At 64.1% G+C, this 18,557-nt stretch carries 16 protein-coding genes; 10 read left to right on the top strand and 6 right to left on the bottom strand.

Going from position 1 to position 18,557, the window contains the following annotated elements:
- Positions 1-43 precede the first annotated feature (43 nt).
- The 5 genes from DV027_RS02555 (at position 44) to DV027_RS02540 (ending at position 6,531) form a co-directional block, all read left to right on the top strand.
- The gene (locus DV027_RS02555) at positions 44-1,717 is read left to right on the top strand and encodes an alpha-keto acid decarboxylase family protein (protein ID WP_130730385.1); all 1,674 of its coding nucleotides are present in this window, start codon (positions 44-46) and stop codon (positions 1,715-1,717) included.
- 484 nt (positions 1,718-2,201) lie between these two features.
- Positions 2,202-2,333, top strand: a complete 132-nt coding sequence (locus DV027_RS18025) for a hypothetical protein (protein WP_257788376.1) — start codon at positions 2,202-2,204, stop codon at positions 2,331-2,333.
- A gap of 403 nt (positions 2,334-2,736) precedes the next feature.
- Positions 2,737-3,963, top strand: coding sequence for an MFS transporter (locus DV027_RS02550; RefSeq protein ID WP_130730384.1), 1,227 nt, complete (start codon positions 2,737-2,739; stop codon positions 3,961-3,963).
- 118 nt (positions 3,964-4,081) lie between these two features.
- Positions 4,082-5,374, top strand: a complete 1,293-nt coding sequence (locus DV027_RS02545) for an acyl-CoA dehydrogenase family protein (protein ID WP_242621698.1) — start codon at positions 4,082-4,084, stop codon at positions 5,372-5,374.
- A gap of 155 nt (positions 5,375-5,529) precedes the next feature.
- Positions 5,530-6,531, top strand: a complete 1,002-nt coding sequence (locus DV027_RS02540; RefSeq protein WP_130730383.1) for an asparaginase — start codon at positions 5,530-5,532, stop codon at positions 6,529-6,531.
- Positions 6,532-6,582: 51 nt separating this feature from the next.
- Here the strand turns inward: DV027_RS02540 and DV027_RS02535 are convergent, their stop codons facing one another.
- On the bottom strand, positions 6,583-7,725 hold the full coding sequence (locus tag DV027_RS02535; protein WP_130730426.1) for a hypothetical protein: 1,143 nt from the start codon (positions 7,723-7,725) through the stop codon (positions 6,583-6,585).
- Between the two features lie 183 nt (positions 7,726-7,908).
- Positions 7,909-9,363: an amino acid permease gene (locus tag DV027_RS02530; RefSeq protein ID WP_130730382.1), complete on the bottom strand. Its 1,455-nt coding sequence runs from the start codon at positions 9,361-9,363 to the stop codon at positions 7,909-7,911.
- A gap of 397 nt (positions 9,364-9,760) precedes the next feature.
- On the opposite strand from DV027_RS02530, the gene DV027_RS02525 reads away from it, so the two are divergent.
- Positions 9,761-10,633, top strand: coding sequence for a hypothetical protein (locus tag DV027_RS02525; RefSeq protein WP_342633697.1), 873 nt, complete (start codon positions 9,761-9,763; stop codon positions 10,631-10,633).
- A gap of 12 nt (positions 10,634-10,645) precedes the next feature.
- Here the strand turns inward: DV027_RS02525 and DV027_RS02520 are convergent, their stop codons facing one another.
- Positions 10,646-11,815: a restriction endonuclease gene (locus tag DV027_RS02520; protein WP_130730380.1), complete on the bottom strand. Its 1,170-nt coding sequence runs from the start codon at positions 11,813-11,815 to the stop codon at positions 10,646-10,648.
- A gap of 277 nt (positions 11,816-12,092) precedes the next feature.
- Between DV027_RS02520 and DV027_RS02515 the strand changes: the two genes are divergently transcribed.
- Positions 12,093-12,749 (top strand): histidine phosphatase family protein, encoded by a 657-nt coding sequence (locus DV027_RS02515; protein WP_130730379.1) that lies wholly within the window; start codon positions 12,093-12,095, stop codon positions 12,747-12,749.
- Here DV027_RS02515 and cobS read toward each other — a convergent pair.
- Together cobS and cobT are read right to left on the bottom strand one after the other, a co-directional pair.
- Positions 12,646-13,398: an adenosylcobinamide-GDP ribazoletransferase gene (gene cobS / locus DV027_RS02510; RefSeq protein WP_130730378.1), complete on the bottom strand. Its 753-nt coding sequence runs from the start codon at positions 13,396-13,398 to the stop codon at positions 12,646-12,648. The genes DV027_RS02515 and cobS overlap by 104 nt on opposite strands.
- Positions 13,395-14,420 carry a nicotinate-nucleotide--dimethylbenzimidazole phosphoribosyltransferase gene (cobT, locus tag DV027_RS02505; RefSeq protein ID WP_130730377.1) on the bottom strand — a complete coding sequence of 342 codons (1,026 nt, stop codon included), beginning with the start codon at positions 14,418-14,420 and terminating at the stop codon, positions 13,395-13,397. Before cobT ends, cobS begins: the two co-directional genes overlap by 4 nt.
- Between cobT and cobU the strand changes: the two genes are divergently transcribed.
- From cobU to DV027_RS02490, 3 genes are read left to right on the top strand one after another with little or no spacing between them, the layout of a single operon-like run.
- On the top strand, positions 14,419-15,012 hold the full coding sequence (gene cobU, locus DV027_RS02500; RefSeq protein WP_130730376.1) for a bifunctional adenosylcobinamide kinase/adenosylcobinamide-phosphate guanylyltransferase: 594 nt from the start codon (positions 14,419-14,421) through the stop codon (positions 15,010-15,012). The genes cobT and cobU overlap by 2 nt on opposite strands.
- Entirely contained in the window at positions 15,009-15,617 is a 609-nt protein-coding gene (gene cobO / locus DV027_RS02495; RefSeq protein WP_130730375.1) for a cob(I)yrinic acid a,c-diamide adenosyltransferase, read from the top strand. The genes cobU and cobO overlap by 4 nt, the downstream gene beginning before the upstream one ends.
- A 2-nt stretch (positions 15,618-15,619) precedes the next feature.
- Positions 15,620-17,098 carry a cobyric acid synthase gene (locus DV027_RS02490; RefSeq protein ID WP_130730374.1) on the top strand — a complete coding sequence of 493 codons (1,479 nt, stop codon included), beginning with the start codon at positions 15,620-15,622 and terminating at the stop codon, positions 17,096-17,098.
- A 51-nt stretch (positions 17,099-17,149) separates the two neighbouring features.
- On the opposite strand, the gene cbiB is transcribed toward DV027_RS02490, so the two are convergent.
- Positions 17,150-18,175, bottom strand: coding sequence for an adenosylcobinamide-phosphate synthase CbiB (gene cbiB / locus DV027_RS02485; protein WP_130730373.1), 1,026 nt, complete (start codon positions 18,173-18,175; stop codon positions 17,150-17,152).
- Between the last annotated feature and the right edge of the window lie 382 nt (positions 18,176-18,557).

Below are 18,557 nucleotides of genomic sequence, written 5' to 3'. Positions count from 1 at the left end.
CGCCAATTTCGGCGGAGGTGGCAACAGATAGGGGAAAGACGGCATGCGCGGATCAATCGGTAGTATGCTGCTGGACCGGCTCCGGCATCTTGGTGTTTCGCGTATCTATGGCGTCCCTGGTGATTACAACCTTGAATTCCTCGAGCTCATCGAGCGCACGCCGGGCATTGAGTTCATCGGCACCTGCAATGAACTCAATGCGGCCTATGCGGCGGATGGCGATGCGCGGCTGGCGGGCATCGGGGCCGTGCTGGTCACCTACGGGGTGGGCGATCTGTCATGCCTCTCCGCCGTGGCGGGGGCGAGTGCGGAGGGCGTGCCGCTGGTCGTGATTTCAGGCATGCCGCCGTGGCATGCCATCCAGTCGCGCGCGCTGGTGCACCATACCCTGGCCGATGGCAATTATGACAACGTGCTGAACTGCTACCGGCAGTTCACGGTCGCCTGCGCGCGACTCAACCCCGCCACCGCCGTGGCCGAGACCGACCGCGTGCTGCAGGCCGTGCAGGCGCTGCGCCGCCCGGTCTATATCCAGTTCCCCTCCGATATCTGCTATGTTGCGGTTGATGTGCCGCCGCCGCCCACGGTCGCTGCCGTGTCCGATCCCGGCCTGCTTGCCCGTGCTGCGGAGCAGGTGGTCCGGCGCATCAGCCAGGCCCGCAGGCCCGTGGTGCTGGTTGATGCCATGGTGCGCCAGTATGGCCTGCACGAACGCGTGCAGGCGCTGTGCACGACCTTCGGCATTCCCTATGCCGCGCTGTCCACCGCGCGCACGCTGCTGCCTGAATCCGGGCCTGAATGGCTGGGGCAGTATGGGGGAGCTGCCTCCGCCCCGGCTGTTGCGGATTACGTAAAGGCCGCGGATTGCGTGATTGCGCTGGGGGTCCGGTTCGTTGACTCCACATCGGGGTATTTCTCGCAGCAGATCGCGCCGGGGGCGATGGTGGATGTACAGCCCTTCAGCCTGAACTGTAATGGCGAGAACATTCAGGGCATTACGGCTGCCGACCTGCTTGACAGCGTGCACCAGCGCCTGGCCAGCGTGCGCATGGCGCGGCCCGAGCGGACAGCCGCGCCCGCCACCTCCACGGTGCCCGCGCCGCAGGATGAAGGCTGGGGACAGGCCCCGTTCTGGCGCCGGGTCGAAACCTTCCTGCAACCGGCTGACGTGGTGGTGGCCGATAACGGCTCCTCCATGACGGCCATGCTGCATGCGCGCCTGCCGGCAGGGTGCAGCCTGCTGGTGCAGCCGGTATGGGCTGCGATCGGGTATTCTCTGCCCGCCAGCCTTGGCGCGTGCCTCGCCCGGCCCGAGCGGCGGCATGTGCTGTTTATTGGCGATGGCTCCTTTCAGATGACCGTGCAGGAACTCTCCACCCTGCTGCGCCATGAGGCCAATATCACCATCTTCCTCATCAATAACGGTGGCTACACCATCGAGCGCATGATCCTTGGCCCAAAATCGGCTTATAACGACGTTGCCAACTGGCGTTATGCCGACCTGCCGCAGGTCTTTGGCCCGGACCGGGCGCCGCGTGCGTTCAGGGTGGTCAGCATGGATGAGCTCGAAGCCGCGCTGGACCAGGCGGCGGCCCATAAGGGCGTAAACTTTATCGAGGTGCTGTTCACCCCCATGGATGCCCCGGCGGGCATGGCCAGGATGGGGGAGGCGGTGCGGCGCTATGATTATGGAATCGATCTGCCTGAGCAGGGCTGATTGGGGCCGGTGCCCGCGGGCAGGTCACTTTTTTGCCTGCGGGCAAAAATGACCTGTTTTTATGCTGGACGGGTGCTGCAACGCAGGCTATTGAAAACAGGACAGTTTTTTTGGGCCTGCGTCTGGAGTGGCCTGAAACGGGCTGGCAGGGCCCAAAACCGGGCCTGTCAGATAGCCAGACAGTTCACGAAATCGTGATAATAGAAGATTAAATATTGTGCATTTGCACAGATTTTAATCTGGCCTCGTGCCCCTCTGATGAGGCGCGCGGCCATTATGCTGCTTTGCATGGCACAGTTTTTCCGGGCACCGGGAAAAGGATCAGGGTGGCCTTGAGGTTGTGCGTATTTATTGAACAATAATAATATGCCGATACTGTAATGTTCTGCTGGTTATCGCCAACTGTTCCAGATTTTTTATTGCCAGTATTTCGGTTCTGGTGTTCCTTCCGTCTCACCAACACGACACCAAAGGAACTGAAAACATGTTTATTGAAAACATCAGCACCATGATTGCCCACTCCGTTGACGCCATGTCCTCCCTGACCATGGTTGCTTTCCTGCCCATGATCGCTGCCCTGATGATCGCTACCATCGTGTCCGATCGCGCTGCCTGAGCTGTGGGGTTTCTGTCCTGACACCCCTGCCGCCGGAATTCCCACGCTAATGTGGGAATGGCCGGCAGCCAGCAGGCCAAAAAGAATGACCATGACAGGCGCTTCGGCGTCTTTTTTTGTGCCCGGAATTTTGCCTGAGCGACCATGAAGCGCCTGCCTGCACGTACAGGCGTCATGCTTGCCTGCGCGGGACCAGTATCAGCGCGTTCCAGGCGACGATTTTTTCAAAAAGCTTTGTAAAATGCCATGGCGGGCGTTTACCGCCCCTTTTGCCCGCATGGCCTGGGCGCGGGTGGAAATACATTGCCCAACGGGGCTTGTCGGCATGTCGGCATGGGTGTAACGGCGCGCAACCTGTTGCGTGCAACACGCGCGCTTTACTCCATTCGTCCAGAGCATATGCATGACACAGACAATGATCCATGACCGTGGAGGGGCGCCTGCGCCCATCCGCCACGTTGGCAGCCCCGGCCTGATCTTTTTTATTCTTGCCCTTGGCGGCTTTGCCATCGGCACGGCTGAATTCGCGGCTATGAGCCTCGTGCCCATGATCTCGGCAGGCATGCATGTGACCGTGCCGCAGGCGGGCCACGCCATCGAGGCCTATGCCGCAGGCGTGTGCGTGGGTGCGCCGCTCATTGCCATGCTGGGGGCCAGATGCAGCCGTAAATACCTGCTGATTGGCATGATGGTGCTCTATGTCATTGGTAATGGGCTGACAGCACTCGCTCCCAATTACCTGTGCCTGCTTTTGTGCCGGTTCATCAGCGGGTTGCCGCATGGGGCCTATTTTGGCACGGCTGGTATTGTCGCCTCCGCCCTCGTGCCTGAAAACCGCCGCACGCAGGCCGTGGCCCGCGTGGTGCTGGGCCTGACCATCGCGACCATTGGCGGCGTGCCCATGGCCAACGGGCTGGGCATGCTGGTGGGGTGGCGCTGGGCGTTCGTGCTGATTGCGGGGCTGGCGCTATGCACCATGCTGCTCATCATGCGCTTCGTGCCCACCGACCCGCCGCGCCCCAACGCCAGCGCCATGACCGAGATACGCGCCCTTAAAAACCGGCAGGTGTGGCTGACGCTGGGCATTGGCGTGGTAGGTTTTGGCGGCATCTTCTGCGTCTATACCTATCTTGCCTCCATCTTGCAGGAGGTCACGCATGCGCCTGCCTACATGACGCCCGTGCTGCTGGCGGTATTTGGCGTGGGCATGACGGTTGGCACCATGACCTGTGCATGGGCGGCCGACCACAAGATGATGCCCACCATTGGCGGAACACTTCTGGTCAATGCGGCAGCACTCGCGGGCTTTCCCGGTTCGGTGCATTCCGTGTGGGGCATGATGCCCATCGTGTTCCTGATCGGCTGTGGCGGGGGGCTGGGCACGGTCATCCAGTCGCGCCTGCTCAGTGTGGCGGTCGATGCCCAGGCGCTGGCGGCAGCGATGAACCAGAGCGCCTTCAACATGGCCAACGCCATTGGCCCCTGGCTGGGCGGCATGGCGATCAGCGCCGGGCTGGGCTGGGAATCCGTGGGCTGGGTGGGCAGTTGCCTGGCCATGGGCGGCTTCGTGATCTGGCTTTTGTCGCTAAGCGACATCCGCGCCGCAGCCCGCAGGCAGGCCGGTGGCTGATTGGTGTAAAAGTTTTTGGTGAAGCTTTTTCAAAACGCTTTGAAAGAACATCGTTTTTTAAAAAAGGCGACACCCGGAAACATTTGTTTTTTTAAATCAGGGGGATGGTTGATGCGCCATGCCATCCTTCCTATCGTGCCGCATGAGCATTTCATCGGCACAGGATCCGTGCCTGCCCCCGCTGTTAGGTGACCTGTTTCCTGCCCGTTCCGTGCAGGGTGACGTGGGTGCCGTGCTGCTGCGGGCGCAGGCGGTGATCGACACGGTCATCGCCCCCACGGCAGCGCAGCGTGACCGCGCGGGTGGCTACCCCCACCAGGCCATGGCGGCGCTGAAGGCCACCGGCGTGCTGGCCCTTGCGGTGCCCTGCGCCTGGGGTGGGCTTGGGGTGACGCAGGAACTCTCGCTCGAATTCATGCTGCGCCTTGCCGTGGCGGACCCCGCCATTGCCCAGATCTACAAGGTGCATGACGATCTGGTGCGCGAGATATTTGCCTATGCGCCCGCAGCGCTCAGGCCCGTGCTGGCGCGCCGCATCGTGCATGAGCACGTCATTCTTGGCATGGCCGTGGCCGAGAACGGGCGCAGGGCCGACAGCTTCATGCAGACACTGGCCAGGCCAGGTCATGCTGGCACGCATGTCGTGTCAGGCCGCAAGATCTATGCCACGGGGGCCTCGGGCGCGGACCTTGTGGCCGTGTCCTCTTTCGATCCCTTGCGGGCGCAGCAGATGGGGGGGAACGTGCGCGCGGGCGTGCGCATGGACCTCGTGCCGCGCGGGGCGGCGGGGCTGCGCTTTCACCATGACTGGAACCGCATGGGCCAGCGCGCGACCGATTCCGGCACCGTTACGCTGGAGAATGTGGTGGTTGATGATTTCTGGAACGCGCTCGCGCCTGATACCGACCTGCCGCAGCATGTCGCCCTGCGCTTTCAGGCCGGTTTCAGCGCCATCCTGACCGGTATCGGCATTGGCGCATTGCGCGCGGTCTGTGCCTTTGTGCCGCAACACGCGCGCCCGTGGGGGGCGGCAGGGGTGGAAAGCGCGGATCAGGACCCCTATGTGCGCCGCCTGCTGGGCGAGATCGGGGCCGACCTGTCCGGCGCCTGGTGCAGCGTGGCGCAGGCGGGCCGCCTGCTTGACCAGCATGAGCAGGGCGAAGTGCCCCGCGCAACGGTGGCCATGGCGGCAAGTGCTGCGCGTTCGGTCGCCACGCGCGCGGCCCTGCGTGCGGCCAGCGATGCGCCCGCTGCGGCAGGCGCGCGGGGCACGGATGCAGCCCAAGGGCTGGACCGTTACTGGCGCGATGCCCGCACCCTGTCGCTGCATGACCCCGTGGACTGGAAAAATGCTGAAATCGGGCGCAACCTGCTGACGGGCTGGGTGCCGGAGCCGGGGCCATATCAGTAAAAAGTTTTTGGTGAAGCTTTTTTCAAAAAGCTTTGAAAGATACTGATTTTTTTAAAAAAAGAAGCACCCCGAAACTTTGATTTACGGGTTTGACAGGCGACCCGCCTGCGTGATTGATCGCGCCTGAGTGTGCCTGAACCAGAAGGTAGAGCGGAATGCAGCGACCCGTCATAGCCATCATATCAACCGGCGGCACCATTGCCCGCCAGGCGATGGACCCGCGCGATACGGTCGATTATGCCGAGATCGGCACAAGTCTTGGTGGGGCCGACCTGCTTGCGGCCCTGCCCGAGGCCGTGCGGGCGCGCTTTGCGGTGCGGGGCATTCCTTTTTCCAGTTGCGACAGCGTGGAAATGACCCTGCCCCGTTGGTTTGAACTGGCCAGCGTCATCAACCACACGGTTGCAAGCCAGCCTGATCTGAGCGGCGTGGTCGTGACCCATGGCACGTCCTCGCTGGAGGAGGGCGCCTGCTTCCTCGATCTCGTGCTCGATGTGCCCTGTCCGGTGGTGGTAGTGGGCGCGCAGCGTCCGGCCAGCGCCATCAGCGCCGATGGCCCGGCCAACCTGTATGCCGCCCTGCTGGTGGCATCAGCCCCACAGGCGGCCAGTCGCGGCGTGCTGGTGGTGGCCAATAACGAGATCCATGCCGCCCAGGAAGTGACCAAGGCTTCCACGTACCAGCTTGAAACCTTCCGCTCGCCCGATTTCGGCCCACTCGGCATGATCGAGGCCAACCGGGTCTTCTTTGGGCGCGCAAGCGGCTACCGCCGGCATGTGGGCTGGCCACCCGCTTATGGCGCGGGCGGCGAAATTCCGCGCGTTGACATAACCTACAGTCATGCAGGCGCCGATGGCGTGGGCATACGCGCCTTTATGCGCGCCGGTGCGCGTGGCCTCATCGCGGCAGGCATGCTGCCCGGCATGTGCACGCCCGCCGAGAACGCTGCCCTTGATGAGGCCGTGGCGGCGGGCGTTGTGGTGGTGCAGGCCAGCAGCGGGTATTGTGGCGGCGTGGTGCGGCGTCAGGAGCTGTGCCAGCGCGGCCTGCTTGCCGCGGGCCACATGCGCCCCCGGCAGGCGCGCATCCTGCTGGCCCTTGCGCTCATGACCGGCGCGGATACCGATGCCATCCAGGCGTTGTTCGACCGACCCTGATCCGGGACCATTTATGGACAAAACCTTTTAAAAAAGCATCCCCGGCTGCCGTCAGAACACGCTGTTGAAAGCAAATTGCGGCGAGATGATCTGCCCGGTGTTATGGCCCGCAAAGATGGCGGTAACACCGGCAATGATGCCAAAGCGCGGCGACCAGTTATATTCCACCGCAGGGGCGATCACCCAGTCACCCGAGGCCTGCCCCAGTATGTCCTGGTATTTGCCCTGTGCGTTATAGCCACGCACCCGCGCACCATTGGCCCAGTCGCGTGCCAGATCCATGGCGATGACCCATTTCTGGTTCACGCCATATTCCAGCGAGAAGCCGCTCTCGCCATACATGCCCGGATGCGCAAGCCCCCGAAACCCCGCCGAGGTGCCGTAACTGCTGATATCGGCAATATGCGCCTGCGTCAGCGCGCGGCGAAAGGTGCCCCATGTACGCAGCCGCAGTTCATGGTGGCCGGGCAGGGTGTAGGTTGACTGCTCCGTCAGCGCCACGCGGAAGGTGTAGGTGCCGGTGCCCACGCCATCTTCCGCGCGGCCCAGTTTTGTATAATCCCCGGAAGGAAAGGCCACGCCCACGAACAGGCTGAGTGCCGGGATGTAGCGCTTTGGGTCGGCATCAAGGTAGCGCCACATCACATCCACCGGCAGGTCGCCCATTTTCGCGCCACTTGTCGTGCCGCCATAGCCGCCATGCCGCCAGCCGTAACTGATGGTGGGCGTCATCTGCAGGCTGATCGAATTGGTGATGGAATATTTGTACAGCGTAAAGCTCGAGACCATGTGGGCCCTGTCTTTTATGGGCGCCGCACGGCCCACGCTATCAAGGTTGCCCACCGGCTGGCTGTAGGCAAAATACGGCTCCCACGCAAACACGCCCTTCTTGGTCAGCGCGCCGGAGGGGGAGACGAGCGAGCCGGTGTACCACTGGGTGTAATGCTCGTTCACGCCCTGCGAGCCCGCCGCCGTGCCATTGCCCGTGCCCGCCGCCTGCGCGGATGAAAAGCTGGAAAAAGCAATAAGGAATGGAATCGCAACGAATAATATTGATTCCGGTAGCGGAATGTATGATGCTCTTCCATAGGGGCGACCAGCGTCTTTTTCCCGTGCTGTCAGGGCGCGGGTAGGGGATGTGGTGCCCGGCCTTGCGGCGTGGGTACGTGTCAGGGAAATCATGGTTGCGGCCATTTCCTGCTCAGGGCGTCCCTGCATGCATGGCAGTGCATGCCGGGTCTTATGGGGGGTAAGTGTTCGGGTGCCTGCTATACAAACTGCAGTCGCAGGGAAGGGATCAGGACATCACGACAGGGCTCCTCAGGCTGACAGACCGGTGAGACGGCGGGGGAATGGCAGTTCTCCCGCCGTTTTCCTTTACGGCGTGGTCATGTGTGGCGGCTCCTGCCCGTCACGCGGGGCAGGGTGCGCGGGGTTGAGGCATTTCCAGCCGATCACCAGCAGCACGGCCACGATGGACATGCTGGCAATGGTGTAGGTGCCATTGGGGTAATCAAACAGCATCAGCACGAGCACGCCGGCCAGGTAGGCCAGCGTCAGCCACGAGGTGAAGGGCGCGCCCGGCATTTCAAAACCGGATGAGGCCATGCGTCCGCTGCGTACCGCCTGGCGCAGCTTGATCTGGCTGAGCAGGATGAACCCCCATGTGCTGATGATGCCGATCGCCGCCATGTTCAGCACGATTTCGAACACCTGGGAGGGCACGATGTAATTGAGCACCACGCCCACCAGGTACACCGCAACCGTAAGCAGGATGCCGTTGGCCGGCACGGCGCTTGCGTTCATGCGGGCCAGCGGCTCGGGTGCGGCGCCGCCCAGCGCCATGGCGCGCAGTACCCGCCCGGTGGAATACAGCCCCGAGTTGAGGCTGGACAGGGCCGCCGTCAGCACCACGATGTTCATGATCGTATCAACGCCCGGCACGCCAAGGGCTTCAAAAAACGTAACAAACGGGCTGGTGCCACCGTGATAGGCGGTCCAGGGCAGCAGGTTGACCAGCAGCACCACCGACAGCACATAGAACAGGCCGATACGCCAGATCACGCTGTTGATGCTGCGCGGCAGCACGGTGCGCACATCCGCGCACTCCCCCGCCGCGGTGCCGATCAGTTCTATGCCCGAATAGGCGAACACCACGCCCTGCACCAGCAGCAGGCTGGCAATCAGCCCGTGCGGAAAAATGCCGCCGTTATCGGCAATCAGGTGCAGGCCGGTCTGGTGGCCATCCACGGGCATGCGCACGCCCAGTATGATGCTGCCCACGACAAGGAACAGGCACAAAGCCACGATCTTGATGAGCGAGAACCAGAACTCGATCTCGCCAAACCACTTCACGCCCACCAGGTTCAGCGTTGTCACCACGCACAGCGCCATGAGGGCAAAGACCCATTGCGGCACGAAAGCGAACGTGCCCCAGAAATGCATGTACAGCGCCACCGCCGTAATATCGACAATGCCGGTCATGGCCCAGTTCATGAATGACAGCCAGCCTGCCACGAATGCCGCTTTCTCGCCCAGGAACTCGCGCGTGTAGGACACGAAGCTGCCGCAGGTGGGGCGGTACATCACCAGTTCGCCCAGTGCGCGCATGATCAGGAACGAGAACATGCCACACACAAGATAGACCAGCGCGAGCGATGGCCCCGCCGCCTGAAGCCGCGAGCCCGCGCCAAGGAACAGGCCCGTGCCGATCGCGCCGCCCACGGCGATCATCTGGATCTGGCGGCTGCCCAGGCCCTTGTGATAGCCCTCGTCATCTTCTGCCGGCAAAATGGGGGTGCTGTCTTCCTGCGCGTGGTCCGGTATGCTCATGCTGTCGTCTCCGCCGTGGTCATCGCAGATGGGAGGGTGAAGGAGGGGCCAGCCGGTTGTCTGGCGTGGCATTGTTCGGGGCAGGCCTAAACCATGTACAAAAAATATGCAGTTTTGCTGTATGATAAAAATGGTTTGGCCTGGTCCGTACAGATCCGGCCTCTAGGGGGCGGATCCTGTGCGGTGGAGAGGAAACAGAAAGAAATATCATGCAGCATCAAATAGTTGTTCTGTCGCGAACATTGTCAGACGCGTTAACTGCTGACAAGCAAAGATGCCTTGATAAAAGCGTTATGATTAAAAAATGAACATTATTTTTAAAGCTTTGGCAGAAAATGCATTATATTTAATCATGAAAGAGAGCCGCTGCACCATGTCTGAACCGGAATCTGGCCCCGTGAGAGTCCGCGCCGCCGCCGTGATTGCTGGCCTGCTCGGCATTCTCATCGCCCCGGTCGCGGCCCATGCCGACAACCAGCGTTTTGACGGTGGCGAACTTGCACAGGATGCGCCGCAGTATTTTGTGCTGCGCCCCGATGATGCGGCCACCACCACGCAGATGGGCGAGCTGCGCCTGTCTGAAAACAGCATTGATTTGAGCAATGGCGAGCGGCTTGACGTCACGCTTGATCCCAGCGGCCGGGCGGGGCATCTGCTCTACCGGGTGGAATATGGGCAGAATCCGGTCACACCGACGGGGAACCTGCTGTGCGCAGCCCCCCTCAACCCGCTTTACCTTGATTTTGTCACCCATGACGATGACGAAGCGCATTATGACATGACGCTGTACTGCAGCTCGCGCGTGGTGCCGTTCCGTGCGATTGGCGCAGGGCGCAGCGCTGCCGTCTTTCATTACACCCGCGCCACCGATACGGTCTGGGCGCATAGCCCGGCCGAGAGCGGCTACCTGCATGGGGCGGTGGCGCAGTACTGCGCCCGCCATCACGCGCATGACACGCAGGCCACCTGCACAGCGCGCGAGGAATCAGCCTATGCCGCCATCATGGCGCGCCAGATCGCGCCGCCCGTGCTCAGGCAGTGCGCGGCCTATGTTACGGGGCGGCGCGAACATGCGGGTTATGTCAGCTTTGCCGGCCTGCTCAACTGCGCGCGCGGGCATGACAGCAGGGCCGTGTTCGATTATTGCGCCGCCCGCATTACCGGGCAGAAGCGGGCGGATGATACGATCTTTTTCGATGCCAACCCCGCCCAGGCGGATGGCGTGGCGCTGTGCTTCAATGCGCTTGCGGCCCGCCAGGCGCGCGATTAGGCCGCAGGGCGTTCAGGCCACATCGGGCACTTCAATGCCCGAGACGAATTTATAGACATCTTCATGGTGCAGCAGGAAGACACGGTGCTTCTTGCCCAGCAGCAGGGCTTCCTGCGTGTAGGGCGCGTTGGAGACGATGGCGCCAATATCGGCGCGGCTTTCGGTCTTTTCCTTTATGCCCTGCCAGATCACATCATCATGCACGGGCTTGCGGTCGATCCAGCAATGCACCAGCATTTTCAGCCCGTTGCGGTTGCAATGGATGACCGAGCCCAGGCCGGTGGCCACCGGGGGGCGGATTTCCCATCCCGCTTTCTCAATCCATTGCGAGCAGAAGGCCGCATATTCCGCCTGGTTCATGTCCGGGTGGTAAATGCCAGACGTCAGCACGGTAGCGGAGGGCGTGCGGGCGGTATTGGCCGCAAGCGTGGTAAGATGCGCGCACACCGTCTTGTTGATGGCAGGCCAGAGCGCGCTCTGGCCGTCACGCGCGAGCGCGGGCAGGAGCGTGGTGCGCGTGAAGCGTTCCACATGCGTGCTCCATGGCATGCGGCTGTGGGTCAGGGTGGCGGCGTTGTCATCATCGGCCTGCTGGTACCAGCGCGCGAGCATGGGGCGATGGCGCTCGGCCAGTTTTAGGCAGGTGTTGATGGCCTTGCGCCGCCGCGCCATGATCCAGACCGTGCGCAGCACCCGCATCATGATCCACCCGGCGCCGGTAATGAGCATCAGCGTCAGGATGAGCGAGCCGAGCTTCTGGAAGCCGCGCGTCATGAAAAACAGGTCGGTGGGCAGCGGCGTTTCCCGGTTCTGCACGATAACCGGCGGCGCGACATGAACCGGCGGAGGGGCGGGCGCACCAACGGGCGTGATGTCACCGGTCATGAAATACTGCGGCGCCAGCCCCGGCACCGGCGGCACGCGGCGCATGAGCGGCAGCCCGTTGCGGTTGGCGATCTTTTCCCACTTGATATCAGGGGTCACGGCATGGCAGTCGCCCTGCCTGATCAGCGTCCTGCGCCAGGCGGGGGGGTGCCGGGCAACCTCGGTGGCATCGGACAGGGTACGCAGGGCGGCATCATCCCCACAGGCAAGGGTGGGATGGGTCGCGCTGAACAGGCCCGCGGCGCTGGCGCTGGCAGGCAGCCACAGGAGCAGGCAGGCACTCGCCCATATGCGCATGATGCTCTTTATCCTTCCGGTCTGGTGTAATGACTGGCGCAGACCCTGGGTATCAGCAAATCAAGATGTTTTAACGTGCAGATGCCGATATGCAGAATACGGTTGTTCTTGTAAACAGGCTTTATTTAGTCCTGTATGTTTGAATCTTCATCCTGCCGAACAGGGTGGGACAAAAAAGTGGCATGTGCTTATCGGGTATCTGCCCCCTTGCCGCTCTTATGGCGATGTTCACGAACTTCGCGGATGCTCAGCGCGACATGTTGGAAAGCAGGAGCGGATGACTGACCGTTTTGCAGTAGTGCTGGCGCGCCATCCCGCCGTAATCGGCGCGGAAGGCGTGTGTTACGGCCAACACGACGTTGCCCTGGCCGAGGGCTGGGAGCGCATGGCCGATGGCCTGCGTACCGTCATGCAGGGTGTGGGGTGCCGGATTCTGTTCTCGTCGCCCGCGCGGCGGTGCCGCATGGTGGCGGAGCGGGTGGCGCAATTCATGAATCTGGACTTAAGGGTGGATTCACGTCTGCGTGAGATCAGCTTCGGGGAGTGGGAGGGCCGTCCCTGGAGCCGAATCTCGCGCGCGGCACTCGATGCATGGGCGGCGGATGTGAGCGGGTTTGCCCCGCCCGGCGGCGAGAGCGGCACCGCGCTGCGGGCCCGCGTGCGCCATTTCTGGACCGAGATGCACCAGCGCGGCCAGTCCTGCGCCATCATTACCCATGGCGGCCCGCTGCGCCTCATGCACGGCATGGTTCAGGGCAGTGCGGGCAACCTGCTGGCGCCCTCGCCGCCCATGGGGTCGGTGCGGGTGATCGAGCAGGGGGGCGCCCCGTTCAGCACAGGGCCGTCAGAACTGCGCATTCCGTCACGACTGCCGTTGCACCAAGAACGTCACCGGTCTGTCCGCCAAGTTGCCAGCATGCAAGGCGGCACATGACCACGCTGGCCAGCATGGCCACCCCGCAGGCGGCCAGCGCGCGCCAGCCGGGCAGCAGCAGTGCGGCCAGCGCGCCTGCAAGGCCCAGGCAGGCCACAAGCGCCGCGCGCGGCAGGTGGTCCATGGTGCTGGCCAGCCCATCGCGCCGCGCGGGTGGCAGCCGCCACAGCACGCCCGCCATGGCGGCGCGGGCCAGCGCGCCCGCCACCGGCAGGGCCATGAGCGCCACCGGTCCCGGCATGGCGGCAAGGGCCGTGATGCGCACCAGCAGGGCCACGACCAGCGCCATCACGCCATAACTGCCCACGCGGCTGTCACGCATGATCTCGAGCTTGCGCGCCCGGTCGCGGCCGCCGCCGCAGCCATCGGCCATGTCGGCCAGGCCATCTTCATGCAGCCCGCCGCATAGCAGCAGCAGCCCGCCCACGCACCAGCCCGCCGCAGGCAGGGGGGCGAGGCCAAGCCGCAGGCCCACCCCGTAGGCAAGGGCCACAAGTGCGTTGATGGCAGCCCCGATCAGGGGCCAGCACCATATCGAGCGCGTCATGCTGTAGGGCAGTCCGTCGCGTGCCAGCCAGCCCGTGGGCAGGCGGGTCAGCAGCCCCAGCCCGCACACAAGATCGGCGCGCAGTCGGGCCGCGATGCTCATTCCCGCCCGCTGACCTGTGCCTGCGCAAACGTGGCCATGCCGCACAGGCACGCCACCGCCGCGCGCACCAGCCCCACGGCAAGCCCCGCGCCCGAGCCTTCGCCCAGCCGCAGCCCCAGATCCAGCAGCGGGGTCAGCCCCAGCTCTGCCGCAAGGTGGGCGTGCCCTCCTTCGGCCGAGCAGTGGGCCAGCCGCGTATGGGCCAGCCCATCGGGTGCCATAACGCCCAGCGGGGCCACGGCGGCCGTGCAGATGAAGCCATCAACCAGCACGGGAATATTCCTGTACCGCGCGGCCAGCACCGCCCCGAATATGGCCGCGAGTTCGTGCCCGCCCACATGGCGCAGGATTTCGAGCGGGTCGCCCATACCGGCGTGATGGACCAGGGCGCGGTCGATCACCGCCGCCTTGTGGCGCACGCCAGCCGCGTCAAGCCCGGTGCCGCGCCCGGCCCAGCGCGCGCCCCCGCCGCCAAACAGGGCGGCGCACATGGCGGCGGCAGGGGTGGTGTTGCCAATGCCCATCTCGCCCACGCACAGCAGGTCGGTGCCGGGCTGGACCGCGCGCATGCCGGTGGCAATGGCGCGCAGGAAGGTGGCTTCATCCATGGCGGGGGCGTGCGTGAAATCGGCCGTGGGGCGCAGGCTTTCAACCTCGACCACGCGCAGCCGGGCGCCCGCCACGCGGGCGATCTGGTTGATGGCCGCCCCACCGGTGCGAAAATTCTCGACCATCTGGCGCGTGACATCGCTGGGCCACGGCGTGACACCCTGCGCGGTCACGCCATGATTGCCAGCAAAGACAATGATATCCACCCGCTCAGCCCGCGGTCGGTCGGTGCGTTGCCACTGCCCGGCCCACAGGGCCAGTTCTTCCAGCCGCCCAAGGCTGCCCGGCGGCTTGGTCAGCTGGCTGTCATGAGCGGCAATGACGGCACTGGCGGCCATGTCGGCCGTGGGGAGGTCGCGGCACAGCGCGCGCAGCGCGGCCATGTCCTGCGGTATGGAAAGACGGGATGGCATGGGCAGCGTTGTGTGGTCTTATGCGCGCCGATGCAAGATGGGGGAGAATAAAATGACCGCCAATGGCGCCCGGACCATGCCAGCAGGCCTGCAGGGCTGCATTTTCGTGCTCGGCGGCGCGCGCTCGGGCAAGAGTGCGTTTGCCGAGGGGCTGTTCACCGCCTGGCCTGCCCCATGGACCTATCTTGCCACCTGCCAGCCCCATGATGGCGAAATGGATGCCCGCATCACCCGCCACCGCGCCCGCCGGGGAGAAAACTGGCGCACGATAGAGGAGCCGCTCGACCTGCCCCGCGCGCTCGACGGGGCGGGCGCAAGCCCCGTGCTGGTTGATTGCCTGACCCTGTGGCTGACCAACCTCATGCTGGGCGGGCACGATATCAGGGCAGCAACCCGCGCCCTGCTGTCAGCCCTTGAGCGCCGCGCGGGGCCTACGGTACTGGTCTCGAACGAGGTGGGGCAGGGCATCGTGCCCGACAATGCGCTGGCGCGGCGCTTCCGTGATGAGGCGGGGCTTATGCATCAGGCTATTGCGCGTGAGGCCGCTCGTGTTGTCTTTGTGGTGGCAGGCCTGCCAATGGAGATGAAATGACCCTGACCCCCGAAGAAATCCGCCACCGTGAAAAAATGGCCAAGCGCAAGGCCATGCAGGACCGCGAGGTGGAGAGCAAATCCATCGAGAAGGGGCTGCTGGCCGTGCATACGGGGGCGGGCAAGGGCAAGTCCACCGCGGCCTTTGGCATGGCGCTGCGCACGCTGGCCCATGGCGGGCGGATCGTGGTGATCCAGTTCATCAAGGGCGCGTGGAACACTGGCGAGCGCAAGGCGCTGGAGCGTTTTGGCGATCAGGTGGAATGGCATGCACTGGGCGAGGGCTTTACCTGGAACACGCAGGACCGCGCAAAGGACATCGCCAACTGCCGTGCCGCATGGGATCAGGCCAAGGCCGCGCTGAAGCGCAATGATGTAAGCATGGTGATCCTTGATGAACTCAACATCGCCCTGCGCTACGACTACCTGCCTATTGACGAGGTGCTGGCCGATATCGCCGCCCGCCCCCCCATGCAGCACGTGGTGGTGACAGGCCGCAACGCCCGCCCGGCCATGATCGAGGCTGCCGACCTCGTGACCGAGATGACGCAGGTGGCGCATCACTTCAAGAAGGGCGTCAAGGCGCAGGCCGGGATCGAGTTCTGAGCATGGCGCGCGCACTCATGTTTCAGGGCACGGGCTCGAGTGTTGGCAAGTCCGTGCTGGTGGCGGGCCTGTGCCGCGCCCTGACCCGGCGCGGGCTGCGCGTGCGCCCGTTCAAGCCGCAGAACATGTCCAACAACGCCGCCGTAACTGCTGATGGCGGCGAGATCGGGCGCGCGCAGGCATTGCAGGCACGGGCGTGCGGGGTGCCGCTTTCGGTGCATATGAACCCGGTGCTGCTCAAGCCGCAGGGCATGACCGGCTCGCAGCTTGTGGTGCGCGGGCAGATGCGCGGGCAGGTGCGCGCGCGTGATTTCCAGTCCTTCAAGCGCGGGCTGATGCCCGAGGTGCTGGGCAGCTTCCACACCCTTGCCGAACAGGCCGATATCGTGCTGGTGGAAGGGGCGGGTTCTGCCTCTGAGGTCAACCTGCGCGCCGATGACATCGCCAATATGGGCTTTGCACAGGCGGCGGATATCGATGTGGTGCTGATTGGTGATATCGACCGGGGCGGCGTGATCGCGAGCCTCGTGGGCACGAAGGTGGTGGTGGCGCCCGATGATGCGCGGCGCATAAGGGGCTTTATCGTCAACCGCATGCGCGGCGACCCCGCGCTGTTTGCCGCGGGCATGGGCACGATTGCCCGCATGACCGGCTGGCAGGCCGTGGGCCTTGTACCATTCCTCGACAACGTACGCGCCCTGCCGGCGGAAGATGCAGCCGATCTGGCCGCCGCCAGTGGCCCGCGTGGGGCGGGCGTGCGCATTGCCGTGCCGTGCCTGCCCATGATCGCCAATTTTGATGACCTCGACCCGCTGGCGGCGGAAGATGGCGTGTCACTGACCATGGTGCCACGCGGGCAGGTGCTGCCTGCATGTGACCTGGTCATCCTGCCCGGCGCCAAGGCCACCATTGCCGATCTGGCCATGCTGCGCGCGGAGGGGTGGGATATCGACATCCACGCCCATGTGCGCCGGGGCGGCCATGTGCTGGGCATATGCGGTGGCTACCAGATGCTGGGCCACAGCATTGCCGACCCCGAAGGCATCGAGGGACCGCCCGCCACGGTGGCGGGGTTGGGCCTGCTGGACGTGGCCACCGTGCTGGAAGGCCACAAGCGGCTGGAGGACGTGACCGGCGCATTGCTGCCCGAGGGCGTGCCCCTGCATGGTTACGAGATGCATATCGGCAGCACCGAGGGGCCGGATCACGCCACGCGGCCGTTCATTGACCTTGGCGGGCGGCCTGATGGCGCGGTCAGCCCATCAGGCCGGATATGGGGCACTTACGTGCATGGCCTGCTGGCTGATGGCCAGGCAAGGGCGGCATTGCTGGCGCGGCTTGGCGCAGGCTCGCACGCACGCGACCATGATGCGACGGTGGACGCAGCGCTTGATGCGCTGGCCGACCATCTGGAGGCGCATCTCGATATCGATGCCCTGCTGGCCATGGCGCGCCCGGTGCATAATGGATTAGGACAATAATAAAAGGTTTGGGTGCTGCCTTTTTTTGAAAAATTTCAAATAACTCTGCTTTCAGGTTTGACGTGCCACCTGCCGTTGTCGTGCCGTCCGGGCCAGCAGGAGGGTGGCTGTCAGTCCCGCCAGTGTCTGGATCAGGCAGGCGCGCCGATACAGGGCCAGAGCCCGATACAGGTCAGCCGGGCGCAGGTCGGGCGTGCCATCGCCCACCCACGGTTCGGCTACGCGCACCCCGTTATAGGCGCGCGGGCCGGACAGGCGGATGCCCAGCGCGCCCGCCATGGCAGCCTCCGGCCAGCCCGCATTGGGCGAGCGGTGGGTGCGGGCATCGCGCCGCAGCACGCGCAGGGAACCACGCGCATCCATGCCGGGCAGGCTCAGGGCGGCAAGGATGATCCACAGGGCAGACAGGCGCGAGGCAGGCAGGTTGACCAGGTCATCAAGCCGCGCCGCGGCATAGCCAAAGGCTTCATGGCGGGGCGTGCGATGGCCGATCATGCTGTCTGCCGTATTGACCGCCTTGTAGAATACCGCCCCCGGCAGTCCGCCGATCGCCATCCACAATAGCGGCGCCACGATCCCGTCGGAGAAGTTTTCGGCCAGCGTCTCGGTGGCCGCGCGCAGCACGCCTGCCTCATCAAGCTGTTCGGGGTCGCGGCCCACTATGTGCGAGACCGCGCGCCGGGCGGCGGGCAGGCTGACCTGCGCCTGTTGCGCTACGGCCAGCACATGGTCATGCAGCGAGCGCTGGGCCACCAGCGAACTGGCCAGCGCGCCGGTCAGCGCCATGGCCAGATTGCGTGGCAGGATGCGCCGGATGCCGCGTTCAAGGACTATGGCGGCCAGGGTTGGCACGGCCACGATCACGGCACTCGCCACAAAGCCGTTGGCCTGGCGGCGGGCGGGGAGGCGTTCGGGTGTGTTCAGGCGGCGGTCCAGCCCATCGATCAGGCGGCCAATCCAGATCACGGGGTGCCCGATCCGGCTGACAAGCGCCTGCGGGTAGCCAGCCATGGCATCGGTAACCGAGGCCATGCATGCGGTGCTGACAGGGCGAAACAGGAAACGGGAAAGACGCATGCCCCGATGGATATTGCGCCCCCTGCACAGGGTCAAGGGAAGCGGTAGCGGGCGGTGCGCGGGTTTTCCGCCCTGGTGCGTGAACGTGCTTTTGGCGGGCAATGTAGGTCCTGCGCATGGCAGATATAGTGCTGATGGGGTTATATTGCTGCGTGTTAGGTAATTATAGTGGCGACAACTGTGAAACTGAAATTACTTTAAGTTATATGTAAAACTACAATAAAAACAACCTGTATTTTACTGGTAGAATAATGCGGAGGGAAGGGAAGGCGTGGCCAGAATTTAAAAAAATAGCAGGCCTGCCGCACGTATGTGGACTGTTGATGCCACAACCATCCGGCCATGGGCCGAATATCAGGATGAACGCCGCTGTGATCTACGG

The sequence above is a fragment of the Komagataeibacter xylinus genome (assembly GCF_004302915.1).
Lineage (GTDB): Bacteria > Pseudomonadota > Alphaproteobacteria > Acetobacterales > Acetobacteraceae > Komagataeibacter > Komagataeibacter xylinus_C.
Note: the sequence above shows the minus strand (reverse complement) of the source record. Positions and strands in the feature narration are given on the sequence as shown.

What these genes read in the sequence shown, in the direction of transcription:
- DV027_RS02555 (WP_130730385.1), top strand. Translation starts at nt 44, where the DNA reads ATGCGCGGATCAATCGGTAGTATGCTGCTGGACCGGCTCCGGCATCTT.
- cbiB (WP_130730373.1), bottom strand. Translation starts at nt 18,175, where the DNA reads ATGCGTCTTTCCCGTTTCCTGTTTCGCCCTGTCAGCACCGCATGCATG.
- DV027_RS02490 (WP_130730374.1), top strand. Translation starts at nt 15,620, where the DNA reads ATGGCGCGCGCACTCATGTTTCAGGGCACGGGCTCGAGTGTTGGCAAG.
- cobU (WP_130730376.1), top strand. Translation starts at nt 14,419, where the DNA reads ATGGGCAGCGTTGTGTGGTCTTATGCGCGCCGATGCAAGATGGGGGAG.
- DV027_RS02530 (WP_130730382.1), bottom strand. Translation starts at nt 9,363, where the DNA reads ATGAGCATACCGGACCACGCGCAGGAAGACAGCACCCCCATTTTGCCG.
- DV027_RS02545 (WP_242621698.1), top strand. Translation starts at nt 4,082, where the DNA reads ATGCCATCCTTCCTATCGTGCCGCATGAGCATTTCATCGGCACAGGAT.
- DV027_RS02515 (WP_130730379.1), top strand. Translation starts at nt 12,093, where the DNA reads ATGACTGACCGTTTTGCAGTAGTGCTGGCGCGCCATCCCGCCGTAATC.
- cobS (WP_130730378.1), bottom strand. Translation starts at nt 13,398, where the DNA reads ATGAGCATCGCGGCCCGACTGCGCGCCGATCTTGTGTGCGGGCTGGGG.
- DV027_RS02540 (WP_130730383.1), top strand. Translation starts at nt 5,530, where the DNA reads ATGCAGCGACCCGTCATAGCCATCATATCAACCGGCGGCACCATTGCC.
- DV027_RS02535 (WP_130730426.1), bottom strand. Translation starts at nt 7,725, where the DNA reads ATGGCCGCAACCATGATTTCCCTGACACGTACCCACGCCGCAAGGCCG.
- DV027_RS02550 (WP_130730384.1), top strand. Translation starts at nt 2,737, where the DNA reads ATGACACAGACAATGATCCATGACCGTGGAGGGGCGCCTGCGCCCATC.
- cobT (WP_130730377.1), bottom strand. Translation starts at nt 14,420, where the DNA reads ATGCCATCCCGTCTTTCCATACCGCAGGACATGGCCGCGCTGCGCGCG.
- DV027_RS02520 (WP_130730380.1), bottom strand. Translation starts at nt 11,815, where the DNA reads ATGCGCATATGGGCGAGTGCCTGCCTGCTCCTGTGGCTGCCTGCCAGC.
- cobO (WP_130730375.1), top strand. Translation starts at nt 15,009, where the DNA reads ATGACCCTGACCCCCGAAGAAATCCGCCACCGTGAAAAAATGGCCAAG.
- DV027_RS18025 (WP_257788376.1), top strand. Translation starts at nt 2,202, where the DNA reads ATGTTTATTGAAAACATCAGCACCATGATTGCCCACTCCGTTGACGCC.